At 72.4% G+C, this 7,959-nt stretch carries 8 protein-coding genes; 4 read left to right on the top strand and 4 right to left on the bottom strand.

Annotation, left to right across the window (positions count from 1 at the left end):
- The first annotated feature begins 95 nt into the window (after positions 1–95).
- Together ACYVIP_RS44490 and ACYVIP_RS44495 are read left to right on the top strand one after the other, a co-directional pair.
- Positions 96–2,627, top strand: coding sequence for a M14 family zinc carboxypeptidase (locus tag ACYVIP_RS44490; RefSeq protein WP_460407277.1), 2,532 nt, complete (start codon positions 96–98; stop codon positions 2,625–2,627).
- The gene (locus ACYVIP_RS44495; protein ID WP_460407279.1) at positions 2,627–3,064 is read left to right on the top strand and encodes an NUDIX domain-containing protein; all 438 of its coding nucleotides are present in this window, start codon (positions 2,627–2,629) and stop codon (positions 3,062–3,064) included. Before ACYVIP_RS44490 ends, ACYVIP_RS44495 begins: the two co-directional genes overlap by 1 nt.
- Positions 3,065–3,134: 70 nt before the next feature.
- On the opposite strand, the gene ACYVIP_RS44500 is transcribed toward ACYVIP_RS44495, so the two are convergent.
- Positions 3,135–3,569, bottom strand: a complete 435-nt coding sequence (locus ACYVIP_RS44500) for a hypothetical protein (protein WP_460407280.1) — start codon at positions 3,567–3,569, stop codon at positions 3,135–3,137.
- 114 nt (positions 3,570–3,683) lie between these two features.
- On the opposite strand from ACYVIP_RS44500, the gene ACYVIP_RS44505 reads away from it, so the two are divergent.
- Both ACYVIP_RS44505 and ACYVIP_RS44510 read left to right on the top strand, forming a co-directional pair.
- The gene (locus ACYVIP_RS44505) at positions 3,684–4,298 is read left to right on the top strand and encodes a TetR/AcrR family transcriptional regulator (RefSeq protein WP_460407281.1); all 615 of its coding nucleotides are present in this window, start codon (positions 3,684–3,686) and stop codon (positions 4,296–4,298) included.
- A gap of 42 nt (positions 4,299–4,340) precedes the next feature.
- Positions 4,341–5,027, top strand: a complete 687-nt coding sequence (locus tag ACYVIP_RS44510; protein WP_460407282.1) for a peptidylprolyl isomerase — start codon at positions 4,341–4,343, stop codon at positions 5,025–5,027.
- Positions 5,028–5,030: 3 nt separating this feature from the next.
- On the opposite strand, the gene lipB is transcribed toward ACYVIP_RS44510, so the two are convergent.
- The 3 genes from lipB to sucB form a co-directional block, all read right to left on the bottom strand.
- Positions 5,031–5,768, bottom strand: a complete 738-nt coding sequence (lipB, locus tag ACYVIP_RS44515) for a lipoyl(octanoyl) transferase LipB (RefSeq protein WP_460407283.1) — start codon at positions 5,766–5,768, stop codon at positions 5,031–5,033.
- A gap of 57 nt (positions 5,769–5,825) precedes the next feature.
- The gene (locus ACYVIP_RS44520) at positions 5,826–6,713 is read right to left on the bottom strand and encodes a TIGR01777 family oxidoreductase (RefSeq protein ID WP_460407284.1); all 888 of its coding nucleotides are present in this window, start codon (positions 6,711–6,713) and stop codon (positions 5,826–5,828) included.
- Positions 6,714–7,959 (bottom strand): 2-oxoglutarate dehydrogenase, E2 component, dihydrolipoamide succinyltransferase (gene sucB / locus ACYVIP_RS44525; protein ID WP_460407285.1); only part of this gene is annotated, 1,246 nt, incomplete at its 5' end. It lies immediately after the preceding gene.

Genomic DNA, 7,959 nt, shown 5'->3' on the forward strand with positions numbered 1-7,959 from the left:
GCGCGCTGGCAGGCCCGATAGGCAGCACCTGCCCCGCGAGGAGTGGAGGGAATCCCGTGCGTAACCATCCCCGAAGACGTCTCCGGCTCGCCGCCATGACCGCAGGCCTGGCGGCTGTGACCACGATCACCGGACTGACCACTGGACTGTCCCCGGCGCTGGCCGCCCCCGACGAACCCGACCAGGGGCCCCGCGTCCCCCGGGAGGCGCCGGCCAACGGCGCCGACCGCAACACCGTCGCCGCGCTCGACCAGGCCCCACGGGCCATGCGCGCCCCGACCGGGGAGAACATCGCCGGGGTCGCGCACGGCTACCCGCGCCAGACCCGATTACGGGTCTACCCCGACGACCCGTCGGACAAGTCGATCAAGCTCGGGCTCACGCCGTACCACGCGATCGCGCCCCGGCTCAACGAGTTGCAGACGGTCAGCGACCGGGTCTCGGTCGAGGTGGTCGGCCAGTCCGGTCTCGGCCGCGACCTCTACCAGGTCACCCTCACCGCGCCCGAGCGCGCCGCGCAGACCCGCCAGCAGGACCGGTGGCGGGAGCTGATCGAGAACGACCCGGTGCGCGCCGCCCGCGACCGGGACCTGGCCCGCGACTACAAGGCGCCGGTGTGGATCAACAACAACATCCACGGCAACGAGTGGGAGGGCACCGACGCGGCGCTGCGCCTGATCGAGCACCTGGCGACCTCGCGGGACCCGGCGGTGCGCCGGCTGCTCGCCGAGCACCGGATCTACTTCAACGTCACCGCGAACCCCGACGGCCGGGTGGCCGGCACCCGCGCCAACGCCAACGGCTTCGACATGAACCGCGACTTCGTCACCAACTCCCAGCCGGAGAACCAGGCGATGCGCGACATGATCATCGACACCCAGCCGGTGATGATGCTCGACGAGCACGGCTACGTCGACGGCACGCTGATCGAGCCGACCACCCCGCCGCACGGGCAGAACTACGACTTCGACCTGTACATCGAGCACGGCCTGGCCAACGGTCTTGGCATGGAGCAGGCGGTCCAGGCACTGGGCTACCCGGAGGCGCAGGACGTCGTGGTGCCCTTCCGCGACCTGCCGCCGGGCGAGTGGGACGGCTGGCCGCCGATCTTCACCGCGCAGTACGCGATGTACCACGGCGCGGTCTCCTACACCGTGGAGATCCCGCTGCGGGTCAACAACGACGCCTACGACACCGAGCCGGTCGAGGAGCTGCGCAGGCGCGCGGCGATCAACACCGACGTGTCCGAGGCGTCCATGACGGCCACCCTGGACTACGTGGCCCGTCACCGGGACGACCTGGTGGACAACCAGATCGAGCTGTTCCGGCGCGGTGCGGCCGGTGAGCCGCTGCGCGAGCTGCCGGACGACTTCGTGCCGGGCTTCGGCCCAGAGGACCGCTACACCACGGAGTTCCCCAGGGCCTACGTGATCCCGGCGGGTGCGAGCCAGCGCTCGGCGGTCGCGGCGGCACGACTGGTCGACCTGCTGGTGGCCCACGACGTGCGGGTGCGGCAGGCCACGAAGGGCTTCGCGCTCGCCGGGCGGCACTACCCGGCCGGCTCGTACCTGGTCGACCTGCGTCAACCCAAGCGCGGGCTGGCGAACGCGATGCTGGAGGCCGGCAAGGACCTGTCCGCCGACGTGCCGGTGATGTACGACATCGCCGGCTGGAGCCACCGGCTGCTGTGGGGCGCGTCGGTCGACATCGTGCGCGACGGTGCGCTGCGCGTGCCGACCAGGCCGGTCACAGTCGCCGCGCCGACCGGCGGGGTGGACGTCGCGCCGGGGCTGGACCTCGCGATCAGCGTCCGCGACGGCAAGGACGCCGGCGCGGTCAACGATCTGCTCGGCCGGGGTATCGAGCTGCGCCGCCTGGCCGACGGCTCGGTGGTCGTGCCGGCGTCGGCGCGCGTGGCCGCCAGCCAGGTCGCCGACCGCTACGGCGCGCGGTTCACGCCGGCGCCGGCGGGCGAGCGGGGCGCGGTGCTGCACCGGCTGACGGTGGCCGCCGCGGTCGCCGCCGACGAGCTGTTCGTGTTGCGGGAGATGGGTTTCGACGTGCGACCGGTGTCCACCTCGGTGCTCAACGACGGGTTCGACCTGTCCAGGGTGGACGTGCTGGTGGTGTCGTCCGGTCTGCGGTTCGACCAGCTTGTGCCGGCGGCCCGCGCCGAGGTCGAGGAGCTGTTCGGCCGCGGCGGCGTGATCACCAGAGGCACCACGGGGTCGCGGTTCAACGCCGACGCCGGTCTGCTGCCGGTGACCTCGGTGCCCGGCCGAGGCGACGCGAACGGCATCGTGCGGGTGTCGAACGGGCCGGTGCTCGCCGGGGCGCCGTCGACGTCGTTCGTGTACGCGCCGCAGTGGTTCACCGGTCTTGGCTCCTCGGTCACCGTCGAGCAGCGCTACGCCACCGGCAACCCGCTGGTCGCCGGCCACTGGATCCCCACCGGGGAGGGCACCGGTGGGCCGGCCGACGCCGCTGGTCAACCGGCGGTGGTGTCCGGGACCGCGCAGCGCGGGGCGCGGGTGCTGATGTTCGGCACCGAGCCGATGTTCCGCGCGCATCCGAAGGGACTGTTCGCCCAGGTGGCCAACGGCATCTTCTGGAGTGCGACCGGGTAATGGCACAGAGCGCGGCGGGGGCACTGTTCCTCGACGGCACCGGCCGGGTGCTGATCGTGGAGCCGACCTACAAGGACCACTGGGAGATCCCCGGTGGGATGTTGGAGGCCGGGGAGACCCCGAGCCAGGCGTGCGTGCGCGAGATCGCGGAGGAGCTTGGGCTGACCGTCAGGTTGGGACGGCTGCTGGTGGCCGACTGGGCACCGGATCCGACCCTGGGCGACCGGGTGCTGTTCGTCTTCGACGGCGGCACCCTCAGCCCGGCCCAGCTCGCCGGGATCTCGTTGCCGGCGGCGGAGCTGGCCTCCTATGCGCTGATCGCGCAGGCGGAGGTCGAGTCGCGGCTCATCCCTCGGCTGGCCCGCCGGGTGCGCGCGGCGCTGACCGCACGCGCGGAGGGCACCACGTCCTACCTCGAACACGGCATCCCGTTCTGACGCCGCGTTCCGGCACGCCCTGAATGGGTCATTCGGGACGCTCAACGTCCCCAATGACCCATTCAGGGCATCAGGCGGAGGAGGCCAGGCGGCGGGGTGAGGTGCGGACCAGGGCGAGGAAGGCCGCGCCGATGGCGGCCTGGGTGCCGGTGTCGTCGGCCGGGCCGGTGAGGCCGGCGGCCCGCGCGAGCATCGCCTGCTGGGCGGCGTTGGCCTGCCGGAGCGCGGGGTGGTCGGCGTGCTCGTCGAGCAGCCCGCGCAGCGCCGGGTCGTGGTCGACGGTGGCCTGCCAGGCGTCGCGCAGCGCGTCGACCGGGTCGAGGTCCTGGTCGCGGGCGATGGTCTCGATGGCCAGTTCGACCCGGCCGGCCAGGCGCAGCGTCCAGCGGTGGTGCAGTGCGCGGAGGACCTCGTGTTCGTCGGTGAACCCGGCGGGCACGCCGAGGCCGTCGGCGATGACCCGGTCGAGGGCGTCTCTGCGCCGGTAGTAGTCCTGCCAACTCATCCCGAACCCCCTTGATGTACCGGCAGTTTTCTACATACCAGTGGTATGTCTTCCGAGTTCAACATACCACCGGTATGTCGCCGGGATTTGTCGTACGGTGTGACCGTGGTGACAATGAGGTCCAGACGAGTCGACTACACCGAGTCCACCCGGCACGCGCTGGTCGAATCCGGGCTGGAGCTGTTCACCAAGCGCGGTTACGCCGGCACCTCGCTGGACGCGATCGTGAAACGCGCGCGGGTCACGAAGGGCGCCCTGTATCACCATTTCAACGGCAAACAGGCGTTGTTCGAGGCGGTTTTCGACCTCGTGGAGACCGCCGCCATGGACCGGCTGACCGCGGTCGTGGTCGGCGACGGGAGCGCGTGGGAGCGGGCCATGGCCGGCGTGCAGGCCTATGTCCGGGTCTGCCTCGAACCGTCCTACCAGCGGGTCGTGATCCACGAGGGTCCGGTCGTGATGGGCTGGGAGCGGTGGCGCGAGGCCGAGGAGCACTTCAGCTACGGCCTGGTGCGGGCCAGCGTGGACGCCCTGGTCACCGCGGGTGAGTTCGAGCCGCTGCCGGTGGAGGTGACCGCGCGGATACTGTTCGGCGCGCTGTCGGCCGGCGCGGTGACGATCGCCGGCTCAGCCGATCCGAAGGCCACCGCGGCCGAGGTGACCAGGACCATCGTCGCGGTGATGAACGGCATGCGCCGCAACGCCGCCAGCAGCACCGCCGGACCATGATCGGGGCTTGACGCCCGGCGACTCGGCGATAGCGTGCCGTGCATGAGCCCAACGCGCCGCCTCACCGCCGCCATCACCGCCGTCGTCACCGCCGTCGTCGCCGCCGTCATCGGGGTCACGCCCGTGGTCGCCCCCGTGGCCGCCGCCGCGCCCGGTGGCGGCGACCGGCCGAGCGCGCGCTGCGAGTTCATCCCCACCCCGGACAAGCCGGCGGCCAAGCCGGTCGACCCACCGAGCCCCCGGGCGTCCACGCGGGGCACGGCGACCTCGGTGCTGGCGACCAACTACGGGGTCGTGGTCGTCGAGCTGGACCGGGCGAACGCGCCGTGCGCCGTGCACAACTTCACCCACCTGGTGCGCAACCAGTTCTACAACCACACGCAGTGCTGGCGGCTGACCAACAGCGAGCGCCTCGGCGTACTGCAGTGCGGCGACATCGTCGAGGTGGAGGTCGGCGGGCCGGGGTACCGGTTCGCCGACGAGGTGACCGGGCAGGAGACCTACCCGCGCGGCACCGTGGCCATGGGCAACCAGGGGCCCGACACCAACGGAAGTCAGTTCTTCTTCGTGCACTCCCACGCCAACATCGCGCCCGCCTACACCGTGCTCGGCGAGGTCGTGCACGGCATGGACACCCTGGACCGGATCGTGGCCGCCGGCATCAAGGACGGCGCGACCGACGGCCTGCCCGCGCACCCGGTCCGGATCCACGCGGCCATCACCTGGTAGCGCTCAGCGGTGCTGGGCCAGCTGGAAGTCGACGCCCGCGCTGGCCGGGGTCCAGCGCGGCAGCCAGCGGTCGGCCACCGGCAGCGTGCCGTCGAGGGCGGCCAGCACGTGGCGTCGCGCCAATGGCCGCACCTCGTCGACGGTGACCTGCCGGCCGAGCTCGAGTGACAGCGACGTCACGCCCGCGTCGCTGATGCCGCACGGGATGATCCGCTCGAACGCGGCCAGGTCGGTGTCGCAGTTGAGCTCGAAGCCGTGCATGGTGACCCCGCCCTGCACCCGGATGCCGATGGCGGCGATCTTGCGTTCCTGGCGATGGTCGGCCGGCAGCCAGACCCCGCTGCGGCCCTCGACCCGGCCGGTGGTCAGGCCAAGGTCGTCGCACACCGCGATCAGTGCCTGCTCCAGCCTGCGCACGAACGCGACCACGTCCACCGGGTCGGCCAGCTTGACGATCGGGTAGCCGACCAGTTGGCCCGGCCCGTGCCAGGTGATCTTGCCGCCGCGGTCGACGTCGATCACCGGGGTGCCGTCGTCCGGGCGCTCGGCGGGGTCGGTGCGCTTGCCGGCGGTGTACACCGAGGGGTGCTCCAGCAGCAGCAGGGTGTCCGCGGCCGTGGTCGACGACGCGCGGGTGTTGGCCAGGTCGCGTTGCAGGTCCCACGCTTCCTGGTAGTCGATCGTGCCGAGATCACGGACGGCTACGGGGGCGCTGGACGCGCGGCAGGAGGGTTGAGCCACAGTTCCCGACCCTACGCCGTGGGCGTCGATTTGGTCTTGAGCCAGGGGCCCGCGGTGTCAGTCCCGCAGGGCGGCCGCCAGCGCGTTGTCGATCCGGGGGTGGCCGAAGACGAACCCGGCGTCGGTCAGCGCCCTTGGCACGGTCCGCTGGCTGTAGAGGATCTCCCCGTCGTCGTCGCCGACGGCCAGCCGCAGCGCGGTGCGCGGCACGAACCACGGCGCCGGCCGGCCGACCGCCTGGCCGAGCGCGCGGGTGAACTCGGTGTTGGTGACCGGGTGCGGGGAGCAGGAGTTGACCGAGCCGGACAGGTCCGCGTGTGTCAGCGCGAAGCGGATCACCGCGATGTGGTCGGTCAGGGTGAGCCAGGGCATGTACTGGCGGCCGTCGCCGAGCCGCCCGCCCAGCGCCAGCCAGAACAGCGGCCGGAGCATGCCGAGCAGCCCGCCGTGGCGCGACAGCACGTGCCCGGTGCGCAGCCGGACCACGCGCGCGCCGCCGTCCTCGGCCCGCTGGGTCGCGGCCTCCCAGTCGGTGCACAGGCCGGCCAGGAAGCCATGGCCGCTGGCGGCCGACTCGTCGAGCACCCGGTCGCCGCCGTCGCCGTAGTAGCCGACCGCCGAGGCGTTGACCATGACCGGGACGCCGTGCTCGGCGACCGCCGCGGCCAGCACCTCGGTCGGCTCCACCCGGCTGTTGAGCAGCACCTGCTTGCGGGCGTGGCTCCAGCGGCGGCCGCCGATGGGGGCGCCGCACAGGTTGACCACCGCGCCCGCCCCCACCAGCGCGCCGGCGTCGACCGTGCCGGCCGGCGGGTCCCAGGTCCGCTCGTCCGGCGCCGTCGCGCGGCGCCGGACGAGCCTGATCACCTCGTGGCCCGCCGTGCCGAGCGCGGCGACCAGCGCCGTCCCGATGAGGCCGGACGAGCCGGCGACCACGACACGCATCTACAGACCCAGGTCGCCCTCGAAGTTGCCCTCCTGCAGGCGGGTCTTGATCGTGGTGAGGAACCGGCCGGCGTCGGCCCCGTCCACCAGGCGGTGGTCGTAGGTCAGCGCGAGGTAGGCCATCGACCGCACGGCGATCGTGTCGTTGCCGTCGGCGTCGGTCACCACGACCGGGCGCTTGACGATCAGCCCGATGCCCAGGATGCCGACCTGGGGCTGCGGGATGATCGGGGTGTCGAACAGCGCGCCCTGGCTGCCGAGGTTGGTCAGCGTGAACGTGGCGCCGAACAGCTCGTCCGGGGTGACCTTGTTCGCCCGCGTCCGCTCGGCCAGGTCGGCGATCTTGTGGGCCAGGCCGGCGACGTTCAGGTCACCGGAGTTGTGGATGGCCGGCGAGAGCAGCCCACGGCTGGTGTCCACCGCGATGCCGAGGTGCTCGGCGGCGTGGTAGGTCACCTCCTTGGTCTCGTCGTTGATCGACGCGTTCAGCTTCGGGTGCACCTTGAGTGCCTCGACCGTCGCCTTGGCGAAGAACGGCAGGAACGTCAGCTTCACGCCCTCGCGCTGTTCGAACGTCGCCTTCGCCCGCGTGCGCAGCTTGGCGATCCTGGTCACGTCGACCTCGACCACCTGGGTGAGCTGTGCGGCGGTCTGCAGCGACTCGACCATCCGGCGGGAGACCGTCTGGCGCAGCCTGCTCATCTTCTCGGTCTTGCCGCGCAGGTCGGCCTGCGGCGCCTGCGCGCTCTGCGCCCGGGGGGCGGCCGGCGCGGGGGCGGCCTTGGCTGGCGGCGCGGCGGCCTGCTTGGCGGCCTCGGCCGCGGCGAGCACGTCCTGCTTGCGGATCCGGCCACCGACACCGGAACCCTTGATCGTGGACAGGTCCACGCCGTGTTCGGTGGCCAGCTTGCGCACCAGCGGGGTGACGTACGGGGTGTCGCCGCTGGGGGCGGGCGCGGCCGGCTTCGGCGCTTCCTGCCTGGGCGCTGACTTGGGCGCTGGCTGGGGCTTGGCTGGCTCCTGCTTCGGCGCGGGCGCGGCGGCCTTCGGCTCCGGTGCCGGTTCTGGCGCGGGGGCCGGCTTGGGTTCTGGCTTTGGCTCCTGCTTGGCCGGGGCGGGCGAACCGGAACCGACGACCGCGAGCTGGCCGCCGACCTCGACGGTGTCGTCCTCGGCGGCGGTGATCTCCAGCACGGTGCCGGCCACCGGCGACGGGATCTCGGTGTCGACCTTGTCGGTGGACACC

Source organism: Actinophytocola sediminis (assembly GCF_054779715.1).